The following is a 15,344-nucleotide window of genomic DNA, read 5'->3' on the forward strand; positions in this document are numbered from 1 at the left end:
CGTCAGCTCCTGGTGAACATGGCGAGCATGCGGCGGGTCACCGCGAAGCCACCGAAGACGTTGATGCTGGCCAGCAGGATCGCGATGAACGACAGCGCGGTCACCACGGCACCGCCGTGCCCGAGTTGGAGGAGTGCGCCGACCACGATGATTCCGGAGATCGCGTTGGTCACCGACATCAGCGGGGTGTGCAGGGCGTGGTGCACGTGCCCGATGACGTAATACCCGATCACGATCGCCAGTGCGAACACCGTCAAGTGCCCGCGCAAGGCCTCCGGCGCCAGCGCGGTGAGCACGAACAGCACGGCCGCTCCGGCACCGACGAGCGGGAGGTCACGGCGTACCGCCGACTTCTTCTCCGCCGCCTGCGGCGCGGCTACGGCGGCGGGCGCCACCGGAGCCGGCGCCGCGGAGACCGACACGGGCGGCGGCGGCCAGGTCAATTCCCCTTCCCGTACGACGGTGATCGAGCGCTGTACGACGTCCTCGAAGTCGAGCGCGAGCCGGCCGTCGCCCTCCGGCGTCATCAGCTTCATCAGGTTCACCAGGTTGGTGCCGTAGAGCTGGGACGCCTGCGCGGGCAGCCGCCCGGCCAGGTCGGTGTAGCCGATGATGGTCACGCCGTTCGGGGTGGTGATCGCCTCGCCGGCGACGGCACCCTCGACGTTCCCGCCGTTCGCGGCCGCCATGTCGACGATCACGCTGCCCGACTTCATGCTGGCCACCATCTGCTCGGTGATCAGGCGGGGCGCGGGCCGTCCCGGGATCAGCGCGGTGGTGATGATGATGTCGACGTCGGCGCACTGCTCGGCGTAGAGCCGGGCGGCCCGCTCGTTGTAGTCGTCGGACATCTCCTTGGCGTATCCGCTGGCGGACACCTCGACGTCGGCCGCCTGCACCGCGAGGTACTCCCCGCCGAGCGACTTGACCTGGTCGGCGACCTCCGGCCGGGGGTCGGTGGCGCGGACGATCGCGCCCAGGCTGCCGGCCGAGCCGATCGCCGCGAGCCCGGCCACCCCGACGCCGGCGACCAGCACCTTCGCCGGCGGGACCTTGCCGGCCGCGGTCACCTGCCCGGTGAAGAACCGTCCGAACGCGTGCGCCGCCTCGATCACCGCCCGGTACCCCGCGATGTTCGCCATCGACGAGAGCACGTCCAGCGACTGGGCGCGCGAGATCCGCGGCACCGCGTCCATCGACAGCACGGTGATCGGCCGCCGCGCGAGGTCCTCGACGAGCTTCTCGTCCAGCCGCGGGTTGAAGACGCCGATCAGCGTCGCCCCGGTCTTGAGCCGATCCAGCCGCGCCGGCTCCGGCGCGTTGATCGTGAAGATGATGTCGGCCTGGTACGGATCGCCGAGCGTCGCGCCCGCGTCCGCATAGGCTTCGTCCGAGAACGATGCCCGTCGACCGGCCCCCGGCTCGACCACTACGTCATAACCGAGCTTGAGTAACTGCCCTACGGTTGCGGGCGTCGCCGCGACCCGCTTCTCCCCCGGGCTGGACTCCCCGAGAACACCAATGATCATCAATCGACTCCCAGCAGTTCTAGCGACGTTGCCGGACCTACGACGGAAACGTGAATGTGGATGTCTTCACGGATGCCGACCATGAACGCGTTCAAAGGCGTGAGCTTGTTACTCGCGGGTAGCTTAACTGCCGGCATGACCGCCGTCACCCTACAAAACATCACATCACTCTCAGTGACCCCAACCTAATCCTGCGCACAGTGTCAACCAAGCCCCATCTCCCCGTCGCGCCTACCGACCCCGTGCTAAACGAATCCACCTACGGCGCCGACGTCGTTCGCGCCGGTTTGATCCGGCGACTCGCGCCCGGTAGGAGCAAACGGACGCGGGCGGCCCGGCTCGCGCCGGACCGCCCGCGTCACGCATTGAGCGACCTACTGAAAGGTCGCCGTCCCTCACTTCGTGAAAATGAAGTACTTGTACGCCGAGTACGTCGTCAGATTCGCCGAGTCACCCGAACTACCCGTCACGTACGCGGCCCGGACCCGGTACTTCACGTTGAGCTTGCGCGCACTCGTGAACGTCACATACGACTTACCGGCGCTGTTCAGCGTGTAGTAGCCGGACTTCACTCGATGCCACGAGCCGCCCGAGTAGTAGTCGACGGTCAGGTACTGCTTCCGCTTCGGGTACGGGTTGATCGTCGTGGTGAGGTACGGGTTCGTCGCCTTGTGGAAATAAGCCACCGCGCTCTTCGTCTGGTACTGCCGCGACAGCGCCATCGTGGCGCTCGCGTAAGTGAGCACCCTGGACTTCGCCGTGATCGGCTGGGTCTCCTCGTCGCCCGCGAAGACCGCGCTCACGACCGTGTCCCGGCTCAGCTTGAGGCTCGCGGTGAGATTGCCCCTGGCGTCGACGGCCGCGCTGCGCAGCAGACGGTTTCCCTGGTCGCTGCCGTCAGGGTCGGCCCAGATCTCGACCGTACGGTTGGTGGCCGTCTTGCCCAGGTGAGCGGTGAACGTGACCGTCGCGCCATACGCGTAGGCCGCGTTGTTGTGGTCCAGGGTCAGCGTGGTGTTCGTGATGGCCCGCACGGTCGTGGTCGCCGAGGCCGCCGCGTGCACGGTGTCGACCGGGATGCTCGCCGTGTAGGTGATCGTGCCGGTCATCGCCACCGAGTCGTTCGACTGGAAGGTCCCGCCCGCACCCGTGGTGACGTACCCCTTCAACATGGTTCCGTGGACCGGATCCTGTCTGGTGATCTTCACGGTGACACCCTCGACCGGCACCGCGGCACCGTTCTCGGTCGCGGTGACAGTCCCGCTGATCGACAAGATGCCGGTCGACAGGACCGGCGATGGCGCTGCCTTGAGCGTGACGGTCGTGGGCTCCTTGACCCGCTCGTCATTGAGCATCTGCACCGAGTACCACTGGTCGGACGCGCTGTACGCCAGGGCGACGACCCGCTCGGACCCGGGCTCGAACGCCAGTAGCGCGACCGAGGCGTGGTTGTAGCCGTACCCGGTCTTGTTCAGGTCCAGGGTCTTGAACGGCGTGCTGCTGCCCGGCTTGAAGAGCTGGACATTCGACATGTAGCCGCCCTGGCCGACCGCGATCGTGCCGTCGTCGGCCACCGCCACGCCGAGCGGGTCGGAGCCGACGGTGAACTCCTCGATCGTCGAGAGGTCGGTGGTGCTCAGCACCTCGGCCGTCCCGTCGCCGCCGTCGTCGATCAACCGGGTGCCGTCGTTGTTGAAGGCGATGTCGTTCACGTAGCCGTGCGCGGCGTGGCTCGCGACGGGGCGGCAGCTTCAGCTTTAACGGTCGGCGCCGACCCGGCCGCCACGGCTGGCGACCCGACACCCGACATCCCCAAAAAGACCAGCACACCGATCAGACCAGCAATGATCGGGTGCGCAGAACTTCGTCCACTCATGCGTTTCTCCCCGTTCACACTTCACACATCCGTGAAGTCCACGGGATCATGGCACAGCCCATCGGCCTCCGTCACTGCGGTATTCGCCCGCAACGTGGGGTGTCCGGGGCTCGGCCCCGGAGCAGACATGACAAGGGGCCGCGGTCCGCGCTTTCCGCGAACACACGGCCCCCTGCCACTTGTGGAGGTACTGACCGCCTACTTGAACCTTGCCGACCAGATGGAACCGCTGCGGGCAGCCCTCGACAGGTAAGCCACCCAATTGGATCTGGTCACGAAGCGATGCGAGGCGGACACCATCGCGAGCGCGCGCCTAGTTGCGCCAGCCATTGCCCTGATAGCCGGCCAACGCGCGAGCGGCGCCCGATGGCGACTCGAAGACGCGGCCATCCGCGAGCTGCAGCGCTCCGCCGGGCATGACCACCGCGCGGTGGCTGGCCCCCCGCCGCTTCCAGATCAACTCCTCAGCTCCATGGAGAAGACCGGCCCGGACGAGAGGATCCAGTTCCCCGGTTCGCACGGACGGGGTGGGCGCCGGCGCTGCATCGATCTTCAGCTCCCGCCGCAGAACGCTGTTCGGCGTGTCGATGAATCTCGCCCAGCGGCAGGCTTCGGGCTAACCTCCTAGCTAAGGAGGCCGCCATGCCCGAAGCAGCCGCTCAGTTCAACATCCACGACGCGAAAACGAACCTCTCCCGGATCATCGACCGCGTCGAGCACGGCGAGGAGATCATCATCAGCCGCGCCGGCACCCCGGTCGCCAAGGTGATCCCGCTCAACCCCAGGGTCCATCGGGTCAACCGCGGCTCTCTCGCCGGCCAACTCGTCGTGACGGACGACTGGGACTCGCCTGAGGTGAACGACTCGATCGCACGGGACTTCGGCCTCGCATGAGCCTGCTCCTCGACACCCACATCGTGCTGTGGTGGCTGGCGGACGACGCCACGCTCGCCGCCGACCTCAAGGTCCGGCTCGACCACGAACCGGACGTCTACATCAGCCCCGCGACGATCTGGGAAGTGGCCATCAAGCAATCGCTTGGCAAGCTCGGCAAGCCGGCCGACCTCGCGGAGCGCGTCCGTGACAGTGGCTTCCGGCACCTGAACATCACCGCCGAACACGGCATCGTCGCGGGGCGGCTCCCGCTCATCCACCGGGACCCGTTCGATCGGATGCTCATCGCCCAGGCCCAGGTCGAGCACTTGACTCTAGTGACCCGCGACAGCGAGATCCCGAAGTACGACGTCGACGTTCTGGCCGCGTAGCGCGGCCAGGTCGTAAGGCTCGGAACGACAACGGCGGCGCGGCCCTCGTGGGCCGTGCCGCCGTTCCAGGTGAACCCGCGCCGCTCTCGCGGCCTCGGGCGACCTCCATTGAGTGGAGGTGCCGGGAATCGAACCCGGGTCCTTCGTTGCTTTGTCAGGGCTTCTCCGAGCGCAGCTCACTATGTCCCTACTCGGCCCTCCGACTCACGTGAGCAAGTTCGGACGACGGGCCCAGTCACTGATTAATCTCGCCGCGCGGTCCCCGTGACCGGGACCGGTTGGCCAGCCTCCTAGCTGATGCCGGTAGCTGGGACGGAGGCGCTCCCAGACCGACAGACCACGCTACTTGCCTCAGGCGGCGAGAGCGTACTGGTCAGCGTCAAACTTAGAGTTGGCGCTTATAAGTTTCCGACGACCGATTCTCGAGACGACGTCGGCTTCCTCGGCTCGCTTCCCCTGTCTCCACGTACGAAGTCGAAACCAGTCACCCCCTGGGTATTTGGTACAGCCCGGCAATCTTAGCTCACCCGGCCGTCGCCACCACCGAGCACCCGGTCGGCTGAGCGCTGCCCTTGGCCCCCTTGCGGCCCGCGAATCCCGCCGTGATGCTGGACTTGCCGGACAGCGAAGAAGTCCCCACGAGTTCGATCTGATTCCCGTTGAAGGCCGCCGGCTTGGCGTTCCAGGGCCCGCCCGTAACGCTGTAGCTGCTGGGCTTGTAGGTCACGGTCGCTTTCCAGTTGTGAGCCTTGGTGCCGTTGTTGGTGACCGTCACGCTGGCGATGAAGTTGTCATCCCACCTGCTGGAGAAGCCGCAGGTGACGGAGAGGTCGTTCGAGGCCGGCGGGGTGGTGGTGGTCTTCGTCGCGGTCGGCTTCGGGCTCGCCGAGGTCTTCGACGGCTTCGGGGTCGCCGAGGAGGTCGCGGACGCCGACGGGGTGGCGGAGGACGACGCCGAGGCCGAGGGCGATGCGGAGACCGAGGCGGACGGCGACGAGGTCGCGGACTCCGACGGCGACTCGGCCTCCAGCGGGGTCGTCGTCGACTCGGCCGCCCGCAGATCGGTCGCGGGCTGCACCATCAGCGCGTCGTCGCCTGCCGACGCCGGGCCACCGGCTCGCACCCCGATCCAGACCACCAGGCCGATCAGGATGGCCGCGGCCAGACTGAACATCCCACGGGCCAGGAAGAACTGGCGGTCTCTGTGATTTGACTTGGACAACGGCCGGTCTCCCCGATGAAGAGTCGAGTCGATGAAGAGTCGAGCAGGGCTCACCCGAGGGCGAAGCGATCAACAGTTCTGGCGGCGGAGGATACCGCGTCAGCCCATGCCTTTGGCACGGCGGCCCACGGCGCGGTTGATTTCGCGCTTCGCGTCCCGCTCGGCCATGTCCTGCCGCTTGTCATAGCTCTTCTTGCCCTTGGCGACGCCGAGCTCGACCTTCGCATACCCGTTCTGGAAGTAGATCGAGAGCGGGACCAGGGTGATGCCGTCGTCGCGCAGCTTGCCCATCACCTTGTGGATCTCGTCGCGCTTGAGCAGCAGTTTGCGGACCCGCCGGGGCTCGTGGTTGGTCCAGGTGCCCTGCGTGTACTCCGGGATGTGCAGGCCGTGCAGGAAGATCTCGCCGTCGTTCTCGTGGCCGAACGCGTCGACCAGCGAGGCGCGGCCGGCGCGCAGCGATTTCACCTCGGTGCCGGTGAGCACCATGCCGGCCTCGTACGTGTCGATGATCGCGTAGTCGTGGTACGCCTTGCGGTTGGAGGCGACGAGCTTACGCCCCTGTTCGCGTGGCATACCGGGGACTCCTTCGGCGGGCTGAGGGGATTGATCGGAGCAATCCTAGCCCGCCTACTGACAGAGGCAGGACGGCAGGTAATTCAGCGGATTCCGGGGCGCACCACCGAAGCGGGTCTCGAAGTGCAGGTGGGCGCCGGTGGACGCGCCCGTGGTTCCGACCGCACCGATGATCTGGCCCTGCCGGACGTACTGACCCACCCGCACGTAGATCCGGGACTGGTGGCCGTAACAGGTGGAGAAGCTGGTGCCCAGGACTCGACCGTGGTTGACGCAGGTGTAGTTGCCGTAGCCGCCGTTCCAGCCGGCCTGGATCACCCGGCCAGGCGCGGCGGCCCGGATCGGGGTGCCCGACCCGGCGGCGAAGTCCGTCCCGGCGTGCAGCTGCCAGACCCGGTAGTACGGGTCGTACCGGTTGCCGTAGTCGCTGGTCTTCCAGCCGCGCACGGGCATCAGTAGCCGCCCCCGGTACTGCCGGGCGTATCCGTTGCGGCTCTCCCAGCCGCGCATGCTGGACCGGATCTTCCGCTCGACGGCGAGCGCCGCGCGGTACTGGAGGAGCACGGTGGCCCGCTGCGCGTTCGCCGCGCTCAGCGCCGTACGCCGAGCCAGCACCAGCTGGTAGACGTCGCGCTGGGCCCGGAGCGCGTCGGCCTGGGCGGCCTGCGCGGCACGCAGTTTGGCCGCGGCCTCGTCCTCGGCCTCCTCGGCGGCCCGCTGCGCCGCCCCGGCCCGGTCCTGCGTGGTACGGGCCTCCCGGCGGGCGCCGATCAACCGGCGCACGTCGGCGTCCTCCCGGCGCGCCATCTCGTCGACCAGGCTCATCCGGTCGATCAGGTCCATCGGCGCGGTCGCCGAGATGAGCAGGTTGAACCGGGCGGCGGGGGTGCTCATGTAACTGTTGCGGGCGATCTCCGCGACCCGGTCGCGGGCGCCGGCCACTCGCTCCCGGGCGGCCGCCCAGTCCGCGGCGATCTGTTGGTAGCTCTGCCGGGCGGCGGCGGCCCGGGCCCGGGCGGTGTTCGCCTCCACCCGGGTGGCGATGACGATGCCACGGGCGGCGGCCACCCGCTGCTGCGCGGCGGGCATGGCGGCCGAGGCGAGGGCGAGCCGGCGGGCGGCGGCCCGGGCGGTGGCTCCGGCGTTCTCCAGGAGCGCCTCGGCCCTGCGTACCGCCCGAGCGGCTCGGGCGGCGTCGCTCCGGTCGGCCAGCGCCGGCGCGGGCGCGACCAGGACGGGTTCGACGACGCTGAGCAGACAGAGGCAGGCGGTCAGCAGCAGGTTGGGTCGGCGGCTCCTCACGTCGAGTCACCGTACTCTGACTAATGGTCCGTATGGCCGCAAACCGCCCGAAGGACACAAAGGCCGCGACCCAGTCGGGTCGCGGCCTTTATGCGTAAAGGTCTCAGGTTGGGCGTTAGACCTTCAGGTAGAACCGCAGCGTGATCCAGGCGGTTCCAGCGCTGACCACCGCTCCGACACCGGCCAGCAGCGGCAGCATCAGTACGACGTTGCCGTTCGGCACCGGCGTCAGGATCGCGGTCAGGGCCTGGAGCTTGTTGTCCAGCAGGACGATCTTGCCGATGAACAGCGCGCCGAAGCCGAGGATCGCGCCGACCAGGCCGGCGACGACCGCCTCCAGGACGAACGGCGCCTGGATGAACCAGTTCGAGGCACCGACCAGCTTCATGACCGCGACTTCCCGGCGCTTGCTGTAGGCGGCGACCTGGATGGTGTTACCGACCAGCAGCAAGGCGGCGAAGGCCATCACCGCAGCGACCACGAGTGACATCAGCTGGACTGAATTGAAGATGTTGAACACCTTCTGCAACAGCTCCCGCTGGTCGATGATCCGCTGGATCGCCGCGTCGCCCTTGACGTCCTGAGCGAACTTGTCGTAATCCTCCGGGTTCTTCAACTTCACCCGGAACGACTCGGGCAGGCTGTCCGCGTTCACAGCGTTCACGAAGTCGGGCGAGTCCTGGTAGAGGACCTTGAAGCGCTCTAGCGCCTCTTCCTTGGTCTCGTGCTTCGATTCCTTGACCAGCGGGTTCGACTTGAGCTTCTCCTCCAGCGCCGCGACCTGTCCGGCCTCGGCGTTGTCGACCAGGAAGATCGAGACTTCGATCTCGCCGTAGTAGAAGTCCTTCATACGGTCGACCTGCATGTACATCAGCACACTGGCGCCGAGCATGGTCAACGAAACGGACATGGTGATGATCATGGCGACCGTCATCGTGACGTTTCGCCACAGGCCCACCAGGACCTCGTTGAGGACGTACTTCACGCGCATCGGGGGGATCCTTCCAGGACTCCGCGTGTTGCTGCTTCAGCATTGAACATGGGGGCGGAGCTGGCCTCAGCCGTAGACACCGCGGGCCTGGTCCCGGACGATCCGTCCGCTCTCGATCTCGATGACCCGGCGACGCATCTGGTTAACGATGTTGGAGTCGTGCGTGACCATCACGACGGTCGTACCGGTCCGGTTGATCCGGTCCAGGAGCCGCATGATCTCGACCGAGGTGTCCGGGTCGAGGTTACCGGTGGGCTCGTCGGCGAGCAGGATCAGCGGCCGGTTCACGAAGGCCCGGGCCACCGCGACGCGCTGCTGCTCACCACCCGAGAGCTCGTGGGGGTAGCGGTGCTCCTTGCCGCCGAGGCCGACGAGCTCGAGCACCTCGGGAACGACGCGCCGGGCGACCGCCTTGGTCTTGCCGATCACCTCGAGGGCGAAGGCGACGTTCTCGTACGCGGTGCGGTTGGGCAGCAGCCGGAAGTCCTGGAAGACGCAGCCGATCGAGCGCCGGAACTGCGGGATCTTCCAGGAGCGCAGGGAGGTCACGTCCTTGGCGTTGACCACCACCTTGCCGCGGGTCGCTTGGACCTCCTTCAGCAGCAGCTTGATGATCGTCGACTTGCCGGAACCGGAGGGGCCGATGAAGAAGACGAACTCACCCTTCTCGATTCCGACGCTGACATTGTCCAACGACGGTCGAGACGCCTTTGGATACGTCTTCGTCACGTTCTCAAGCTGAATCACGGGAGTGGAGTCTACGCGGTGTGACGAAAACTCCAAGCCCGCCGGGGTCGGGAATCTTCGCCACCTGCGGCAACAACAAAACAGAGCGCCCCCAGCCTGACCGAGCGTTCAGGCTGGGTCACTCAACGTGACAGATCTTGTCAGGCCGCGATCTGGTTCTGCTTGCGCCAACGGATGCCTGCCTCGATGAACGCGTCCAACTCGCCATCGAAGACCGACGTCGGGTTACCGGTCTCGAACTCAGTGCGCAAATCCTTCACCATCTGGTACGGGTGCAGGACGTACGAACGCATCTGGTCGCCCCACGATCCGGTGGTGTCCTGCTTCAGACCGGCCATCTTGGCCTCCTCCTCCTGGCGCTTGCGCTCCAGGAGCCGAGCCTGCAGCACGCGCAGCGCGGACGCCTTGTTCTGCAGCTGGGACTTCTCGTTCTGGCAGGTCACCACGATGCCGGTGGGGATGTGGGTGAGCCGCACCGCCGAGTCGGTGGTGTTGACGCTCTGGCCACCCGGACCGGAGGAGCGGTAGACATCGGTGCGGAGCTCATTGTCCGGAATGTCGATGTGGTCGGTCTGCTCCACGACGGGCATCACCTCGACGCCGGCGAAGCTGGTCTGCCGGCGACCCTGGTTGTCGAACGGGCTGATCCGGACCAGCCGGTGGGTGCCCGACTCGACGCTCAAGGTGCCGTACGCGTACGGCACCTTGACGGTGAAAGTGGCCGACTTGAGGCCGGCCTCCTCCGCGTACGACGTGTCGTAGACCTCGGTGGGGTAGCCGTGACGCTCCGCCCAGCGCAGGTACATCCGCATCAGCATCTCGGCGAAGTCGGCCGCGTCCACGCCGCCGGCGCCCGCGCGGATCGCCACCAGCGCCTCCCGGGAGTCGTACTCCCCGGAGAGCAGGGTGCGGACCTCCATCTCCTCGATCGCCTTGGTCAGCGCGGTGACTTCGTCACCGACCTCGGCGATCGAGTCGGCGTCGGCCTCGGCCTCGGCCATCTCCAGCAGCAGGCCGGCGTCGTCGAGCCGGGTGCGCAGGCGCTCCAGCTTGGAGATCTCGCCGGCGACGTACGACAGACGGCTGTTGACCTCCTGCGCCCGAGCCTGGTCGTCCCAGAGGTCGGGGGCGGATGCCTGCTCCTCGAGATCCGCCTTGTCACGGCGCAGCTTGTCGACGTCCAGGACGTTCTCAATGTTGCGGAGGGTGGCGTCGAGCGCTTTGAGTTGCTCGGGGAAGTCGGCAGCGGTCACGACAGTCAAGACTACGCCGCCCGGCCAGATCACTGGCCGGGGCGTCCTCAACTCATTCGGACGGAACGGTCTTCAGCCAGCTGAGCGCCGCCTTGTGATAGGCGACGGCGAACTCCAGCGCGGCCGCACCGTACGGGTCGTCGTTCTTCTTCGCCTCCTTGGCCTGCTCCTTCGCCATCGTCAACGCTTCGGAGTGGTACTGGTTGGCGGTGGTGTAGAGGGTCTTCAGCTGATCCTCGCTGTGCTGCTGCCCGAAGGCGACTCGCAGCGCGACCGGGTTGCGCAGCGCGTCCCGGCCAGGCGTCTCGGTAAGCCATCGTCCGAAGGCGCGCTTCCCGGAGGCGGTGATCGCATAGGGCTGACTGGAACGTGGACCCGGCTTGCCGAGACGGACATACCCCATTTCGGCCAGTACGGGTAATTCGCGGTAGACCTGGCTCCGCGTCATCGACCAGTAGGGCCCGAGGCGGCGTTCAGCGGCCGCCATGAGCTGTCCGCCGGTCATCGGCCCCTCGTGAAGCAGGCCGAGCAAGGCGGCAGCCGTGGGATTGATTTGGAAGTCGGGCATGCCTTCTAAGCTGCCACTTTGTCGGTCCGGCGTCCAGGATTTCGCACGATCCGTCCAGTTTGCGCCTCCACAAACGACTGTCCCGCACAGACAGTCCGACAACGAGCGCGCCGACCTGACGATTTTGCCGCCACCAACTAGTTGACCAGGTAAAATGGAACACCAAAACGGTCAGACGGGCAGTTCGAGGCAGGAACCGCCCATTCGTTCGCATGTTGCCGCGCGAATTCGGACATTTGATGTCATCTGTCCGGCGTGGTGCCCTGAAACGAACCAATCTTCACTCTGGCGGCTTAGCCCGCCCTCTCCGGCGCGGCGTCGGCGCCCCGCGTCGGGACGACAGCCATCCTCGCACTTCACGGATGGCAGATCAGGGTCCCGCAGGTTCGCCCATTACCCTGACCTCCATGACCGACCCCGAGCGCCAGTCCGCACCGGAGGCCCGCGAGGTTCCGTGGCTCACCGCGACCCTGTTGGCAATCGCCGCGCTCGCGTGGACGGCCGGGATGCTGATCTCAGCCCGAGTCAAGATCACCAGCTGGGCGGACGCGGCGATGGAGGTCACCTCGACCGCGTACGCGCTGCCCGGCGCGGTCTCCGCGGCCATCGTCGCCGGCGCCGCCGTCGCCCTGCTGGCACTCACCCTGATCAGCGGGCGCCGCGAGCTCGGCGCCACCGCGCGATTCGCCGTCGGTACCGGCAGCGGCCTGCTCGTCGGCGTCCTCTGCGCACTACCGGTCATCACGATCAACACCGCCGGCACGATCTACGCCGCGGTCGGCGGGACGGTCGCGGCGGCCGCCACGATCGGCGGCGCGCTGGCCGGCTTCCGGCTGCCGCCGGTGATCGCCGCCGCCGGGTGGGCCACGCTCGGCGTGTTCGCGGTCGGGGCGGTGCTCAACCAGAGCGACATCCAGAGCACGATCCTCGAACTGCTCGGGTCCGGTCGCGACACCGAGTCCGCGGCGAACGCGAACCAGTACTTCTCGTACGGACAGTCGGCGCTCGGCGGCCTGGCCGCCGGCCTGATCACGTTCGCGATCCTGCGCCGGGCCCGCCGGCGGGCCGGCGGGCAGGATCTGCGCTGGACGTTCTACCTGATCGCGGGCGCCGGGGCGGGGGTCCTTTCGGTGATCGCCGAGATCCTGACCCGGACCGCCGGAGCCCAGGTTCTCGAGCTGGCCGGCAAGGTCAGCGAGCTGGAACGGTCGGTGCAGCAGATCCTCAGCACCAACCGGCTCAACAGCGCGCTGATCGTCCTCTTCGTCGGTGCGTTCACCGCGATGGTCGCGGTCGGACGAACACTGTCACCAGCGGACGACGATGAGGACGAGACCGCGGAGGCTACGGCCGCGGCCGGCGAGATCGCGGGGACCGCAACGACGACCGACAAGATCGCGAAGACCGCGTCAGCGACCGGCGATGCCAAAGCCCAGACCGCGTCGGGGACCGGCGAGATCGCCGAGGCCGGAGCGGGGACGGCCGGGACCGCCGAGGCTAAGGCCGGGGCCGCCGAGATCGCGGGGGCCACGGCGGCGACCGACTAGGTGCCGGTCGACGCCACACACGTCGCCGACCGGGGTCAGAGCAGTTCGTCGAGTTCGGAGACCGCGTACCAGGCCAGCTCGTGATCCTCGGCGCTGTCGACGGTGAACTGCGCGTCCGGGTCACCCGAGAGCGCCTCCTCGACAGCCGCGGCGGCCGCTCCGACCGTCTCGACCGCCTCCGCATCGTCCACGTGGATGCTCGCCACCTGGGCGAACCGCACCGCCTCGGGCAGCCGGACGGTGCTCGAGCCCAGCTCGACGTCCTCACGGACCAGCGCGGCCGTCGGCACATCGGCGGAGATGACCACCCGGCGGCGGGGCGCCGTGTCGTCCTGCCGGAGCAGCCGCAGGGCCTCCTGCGCGGCCCGGGTGAAGGCCACGTACTCCAGCTCCTCCTCGTCGCCCTCGGCATACCACTCCCGCAGCGCGGGTGTCACCGCGTGCGCGACCGTCGCCGCGTCGCTGAGCCGGCCCTCCGCCCGCAGGACCGCCAGCATCGGCACGGTGGCCGGCACGTAGACCCGGACCAGCTCGGTGATCGGCACGTTCTCCTCCTGCTTCGCCATCCCGGTCAGTACACCGCCGCCGCGGGCCGGGAGAGGCCCATTCCACCAGGCGTCTCCGGATCGTGGACATCCGGGAGCCGGACTCGTCCAGCGACGGCAAACGGTGGCAAACTCAAGCTGCCGTAATGAATGAGGTGGGAGGCCACGGTGGAGTCCCGGTTCCTGTTGCTGTCCGACGTGGCGGCCGAGCTGAACGTCTCGGACTCGCAGGTCTATCACATGGTGCGCAGCGGCGAACTGCCCGCGATCAAGATCGGCGGCCGTGGTCAGTGGCGCGTCGAGCGGGCCCGGCTGGAGGAGTACATCCAGGCGAAGTACGCGGAGACGGCGGCCTGGGTGCGGGAGAACCCGATGAGCGAGCGTGAGCCGGACTGAGCGGAAGGCCGCTTTTGTTCCTCTTTCCGGATACCCCGAGCGGCATTGCCGTCGATCGCCGATCCGAGCAAACTGGCTTCGTCGCAAGCAAACGGAGGCAAACGCAAGCATTGGCGGTGGAGATGCAGCTGGCGGTGGAAACGCAATCAGCGGTGGAGACACGAGCACCCAGGGAGACGCGAGCGGCGGCCGGCCTCGCACCCGCCGGGTCACGAGCCCCGACGGACGACCTCGCACCTACCGGCACACAGCCCCCGACGGCCGACCTCGCGCCCACCGGCACACGACCCCCGACGGACGACCTCGCGCCCACCGGCGCACAACCCCCGACGGCCGACCTCGCGCCCGCCGGAGCACGGCCCGCGGTTCGCCTACGTCCGGTTCCTCGGTATGAACCCCCGTTCGATGACGAGCTGACGCCCCCAACCTGGTCGTCCGCCCAGCAGCTCGCCCTGGACTGGCCCCGCCGCGCCGCCCCGTCCTCGACCGACGCGCCACCCACGGCCCCGGCGACGGGCGGCAAGCCTCGCCGGCGGTCGGGCGGCACGGAGCCGGATCCCAAGGAGCTCGCGGCACTGACGGCGGCGCCGGTGGTGGCCGGAGCCTCCGGGGACGCGAGATTGGCCGTCAAACGATTCGTGCACCTCTGCGTAGAGGTGCTCAACGGTTACCGCCCCGCGGCCCACCTGCGGCGATTGTCGCTGCCGGCAGAGGCCGCCGAGGTGGCCTCCCAGGGTCTCGCCGGCGCCCGCCGGGTCACCGAGATGCGGCGTCCACGTCGGTCCGGCGACCGGCGATCGGCCCGGCCCAGCCCGGTCGCCGTGATCAAGGTGAACCTCTGCGAGCCTCGGCCGGGCGCGGTCGAGGCAGCTGTCGCCCTGGTCACCGGCGAGCGCACCTGGGCCATGGCACTGCGTCTGGAGCTGCACGACGACAGCTGGTGTGCGACCACGCTGCGCCTGATCTGACCGAACCGCAGGGTCGACCCCGGGGCGTCCACCGAGCAGCACGGGCGGTGGCCGTTCCGGGTTCCAGCGGCCCGAACACGAAACCGCCGCGCAACGGCGGCCAAGGCGCGGGTCGCCCCTCGGACATCAGCATCCAACCGCCTGAACACGAGCCGGCCCGTATACCGGGCGCAACACGCGGACCCACCGAATTCCGGCCGCTGAACACGGACCGACCCACGTGCCGGGCACAACGCGCGGGCCCCACCGGATTCCGGCCGGATCCAGCCGCTGAACACGGATCGGCGCGCGTATCCGGCGCAGCGCGCGGACCCGCCGAGTCTCGGCCCCTGAACACGAAACACCCGCCCGACATGCACGGACCCGCCAGATCCGGCCCACTCAACGCGGAACACTCCGCGCATCGAGCGCAGCCCGCAGACCCGCCGAGACCCGGCCCCTGAACACGAAACACCCGCGCGACAGGTCACGTCCACCGAAGTGGTGTACGACCTGGTTTTCCGAGTGAACGGAGGCGGCCATCGCAGATCCTTCGGATTGATTGAAGATCACGAAGGAG

Annotated in this window: 17 protein-coding genes and 1 other RNA gene; 6 read left to right on the top strand and 12 right to left on the bottom strand. The window is 68.1% G+C overall.

Annotated elements, in window-relative coordinates; genetic code table 11:
• Positions 1-2: 2 nt before the first annotated feature.
• The 3 genes from CHC09_RS24595 to CHC09_RS48875 form a co-directional block, all read right to left on the bottom strand.
• Positions 3-1,529, bottom strand: a complete 1,527-nt coding sequence (locus tag CHC09_RS24595; RefSeq protein ID WP_089295527.1) for a Re/Si-specific NAD(P)(+) transhydrogenase subunit alpha — start codon at positions 1,527-1,529, stop codon at positions 3-5.
• 395 nt (positions 1,530-1,924) lie between these two features.
• Positions 1,925-3,241, bottom strand: coding sequence for a hypothetical protein (locus CHC09_RS24600; RefSeq protein WP_089295528.1), 1,317 nt, complete (start codon positions 3,239-3,241; stop codon positions 1,925-1,927).
• A 477-nt stretch (positions 3,242-3,718) separates the two neighbouring features.
• Positions 3,719-3,994 (bottom strand): restriction system modified-DNA reader domain-containing protein, encoded by a 276-nt coding sequence (locus CHC09_RS48875; RefSeq protein WP_373871956.1) that lies wholly within the window; start codon positions 3,992-3,994, stop codon positions 3,719-3,721.
• Between the two features lie 53 nt (positions 3,995-4,047).
• Here CHC09_RS48875 and CHC09_RS24605 point away from each other — a divergent pair, with 53 nt between their 5' ends.
• Both CHC09_RS24605 and CHC09_RS24610 read left to right on the top strand, forming a co-directional pair.
• A complete protein-coding gene (locus tag CHC09_RS24605) occupies positions 4,048-4,299 on the top strand; it encodes a type II toxin-antitoxin system Phd/YefM family antitoxin (RefSeq protein WP_089295529.1) in 252 nt (83 codons plus the stop codon).
• Positions 4,296-4,670, top strand: coding sequence for a type II toxin-antitoxin system VapC family toxin (locus tag CHC09_RS24610; RefSeq protein ID WP_089295530.1), 375 nt, complete (start codon positions 4,296-4,298; stop codon positions 4,668-4,670). Before CHC09_RS24605 ends, CHC09_RS24610 begins: the two co-directional genes overlap by 4 nt.
• A gap of 110 nt (positions 4,671-4,780) precedes the next feature.
• On the opposite strand, the gene ssrA is transcribed toward CHC09_RS24610, so the two are convergent.
• Together ssrA and CHC09_RS47800 are read right to left on the bottom strand one after the other, a co-directional pair.
• Positions 4,781-5,162: a transfer-messenger RNA gene (gene ssrA / locus CHC09_RS24615) on the bottom strand.
• Positions 5,163-5,193: 31 nt separating this feature from the next.
• The gene (locus CHC09_RS47800; RefSeq protein ID WP_239138492.1) at positions 5,194-5,445 is read right to left on the bottom strand and encodes a hypothetical protein; all 252 of its coding nucleotides are present in this window, start codon (positions 5,443-5,445) and stop codon (positions 5,194-5,196) included.
• A 7-nt stretch (positions 5,446-5,452) separates the two neighbouring features.
• Here CHC09_RS47800 and CHC09_RS47805 point away from each other — a divergent pair, with 7 nt between their 5' ends.
• Entirely contained in the window at positions 5,453-5,878 is a 426-nt protein-coding gene (locus CHC09_RS47805) for a hypothetical protein (RefSeq protein WP_239138493.1), read from the top strand.
• Positions 5,879-5,991: 113 nt separating this feature from the next.
• Here CHC09_RS47805 and smpB read toward each other — a convergent pair whose 3' ends face one another.
• The 6 genes from smpB to CHC09_RS24650 form a co-directional block, all read right to left on the bottom strand.
• Positions 5,992-6,468, bottom strand: a complete 477-nt coding sequence (smpB, locus tag CHC09_RS24625; protein WP_089295532.1) for an SsrA-binding protein SmpB — start codon at positions 6,466-6,468, stop codon at positions 5,992-5,994.
• A gap of 54 nt (positions 6,469-6,522) precedes the next feature.
• The gene (locus CHC09_RS48480) at positions 6,523-7,770 is read right to left on the bottom strand and encodes a M23 family metallopeptidase (protein WP_089295533.1); all 1,248 of its coding nucleotides are present in this window, start codon (positions 7,768-7,770) and stop codon (positions 6,523-6,525) included.
• Positions 7,771-7,885: 115 nt separating this feature from the next.
• Positions 7,886-8,761 carry a permease-like cell division protein FtsX gene (ftsX, locus tag CHC09_RS24635; protein WP_089295534.1) on the bottom strand — a complete coding sequence of 292 codons (876 nt, stop codon included), beginning with the start codon at positions 8,759-8,761 and terminating at the stop codon, positions 7,886-7,888.
• 66 nt (positions 8,762-8,827) lie between these two features.
• Entirely contained in the window at positions 8,828-9,508 is a 681-nt protein-coding gene (gene ftsE, locus CHC09_RS24640) for a cell division ATP-binding protein FtsE (protein ID WP_089295535.1), read from the bottom strand.
• A gap of 140 nt (positions 9,509-9,648) precedes the next feature.
• Positions 9,649-10,761, bottom strand: coding sequence for a peptide chain release factor 2 (prfB, locus tag CHC09_RS24645; RefSeq protein ID WP_089295536.1), 1,113 nt, complete (start codon positions 10,759-10,761; stop codon positions 9,649-9,651).
• Between the two features lie 52 nt (positions 10,762-10,813).
• Complete coding sequence (locus tag CHC09_RS24650) at positions 10,814-11,329, bottom strand: PadR family transcriptional regulator (RefSeq protein WP_089295537.1); 516 nt, start codon at positions 11,327-11,329, stop codon at positions 10,814-10,816.
• A gap of 407 nt (positions 11,330-11,736) precedes the next feature.
• On the opposite strand from CHC09_RS24650, the gene CHC09_RS24655 reads away from it, so the two are divergent.
• On the top strand, positions 11,737-12,876 hold the full coding sequence (locus CHC09_RS24655) for a hypothetical protein (protein ID WP_179277258.1): 1,140 nt from the start codon (positions 11,737-11,739) through the stop codon (positions 12,874-12,876).
• 35 nt (positions 12,877-12,911) lie between these two features.
• On the opposite strand, the gene CHC09_RS24660 is transcribed toward CHC09_RS24655, so the two are convergent.
• Positions 12,912-13,442: a DUF6912 family protein gene (locus CHC09_RS24660; protein WP_089295538.1), complete on the bottom strand. Its 531-nt coding sequence runs from the start codon at positions 13,440-13,442 to the stop codon at positions 12,912-12,914.
• 129 nt (positions 13,443-13,571) lie between these two features.
• Between CHC09_RS24660 and CHC09_RS24665 the strand changes: the two genes are divergently transcribed.
• Both CHC09_RS24665 and CHC09_RS48725 read left to right on the top strand, forming a co-directional pair.
• Positions 13,572-13,817 carry a helix-turn-helix domain-containing protein gene (locus tag CHC09_RS24665; RefSeq protein ID WP_179277259.1) on the top strand — a complete coding sequence of 82 codons (246 nt, stop codon included), beginning with the start codon at positions 13,572-13,574 and terminating at the stop codon, positions 13,815-13,817.
• A 620-nt stretch (positions 13,818-14,437) separates the two neighbouring features.
• On the top strand, positions 14,438-14,785 hold the full coding sequence (locus tag CHC09_RS48725) for an Rv3235 family protein (RefSeq protein ID WP_342352361.1): 348 nt from the start codon (positions 14,438-14,440) through the stop codon (positions 14,783-14,785).
• Positions 14,786-15,344: the final 559 nt, after the last annotated feature.

This window comes from Actinoplanes regularis, from assembly GCF_900188005.1.
Taxonomy (GTDB): Bacteria; Actinomycetota; Actinomycetes; order Mycobacteriales; family Micromonosporaceae; genus Actinoplanes; species Actinoplanes regularis.

What these genes read in the sequence shown, in the direction of transcription:
- CHC09_RS24595 (WP_089295527.1), bottom strand. Translation starts at nt 1,529, where the DNA reads ATGATCATTGGTGTTCTCGGGGAGTCCAGCCCGGGGGAGAAGCGGGTC.
- CHC09_RS24605 (WP_089295529.1), top strand. Translation starts at nt 4,048, where the DNA reads ATGCCCGAAGCAGCCGCTCAGTTCAACATCCACGACGCGAAAACGAAC.
- CHC09_RS24610 (WP_089295530.1), top strand. Translation starts at nt 4,296, where the DNA reads ATGAGCCTGCTCCTCGACACCCACATCGTGCTGTGGTGGCTGGCGGAC.
- CHC09_RS47805 (WP_239138493.1), top strand. Translation starts at nt 5,453, where the DNA reads ATGAAGTTGTCATCCCACCTGCTGGAGAAGCCGCAGGTGACGGAGAGG.
- smpB (WP_089295532.1), bottom strand. Translation starts at nt 6,468, where the DNA reads ATGCCACGCGAACAGGGGCGTAAGCTCGTCGCCTCCAACCGCAAGGCG.
- ftsX (WP_089295534.1), bottom strand. Translation starts at nt 8,761, where the DNA reads ATGCGCGTGAAGTACGTCCTCAACGAGGTCCTGGTGGGCCTGTGGCGA.
- CHC09_RS24650 (WP_089295537.1), bottom strand. Translation starts at nt 11,329, where the DNA reads ATGCCCGACTTCCAAATCAATCCCACGGCTGCCGCCTTGCTCGGCCTG.
- CHC09_RS24655 (WP_179277258.1), top strand. Translation starts at nt 11,737, where the DNA reads ATGACCGACCCCGAGCGCCAGTCCGCACCGGAGGCCCGCGAGGTTCCG.
- CHC09_RS24660 (WP_089295538.1), bottom strand. Translation starts at nt 13,442, where the DNA reads ATGGCGAAGCAGGAGGAGAACGTGCCGATCACCGAGCTGGTCCGGGTC.
- CHC09_RS24665 (WP_179277259.1), top strand. Translation starts at nt 13,572, where the DNA reads ATGAGGTGGGAGGCCACGGTGGAGTCCCGGTTCCTGTTGCTGTCCGAC.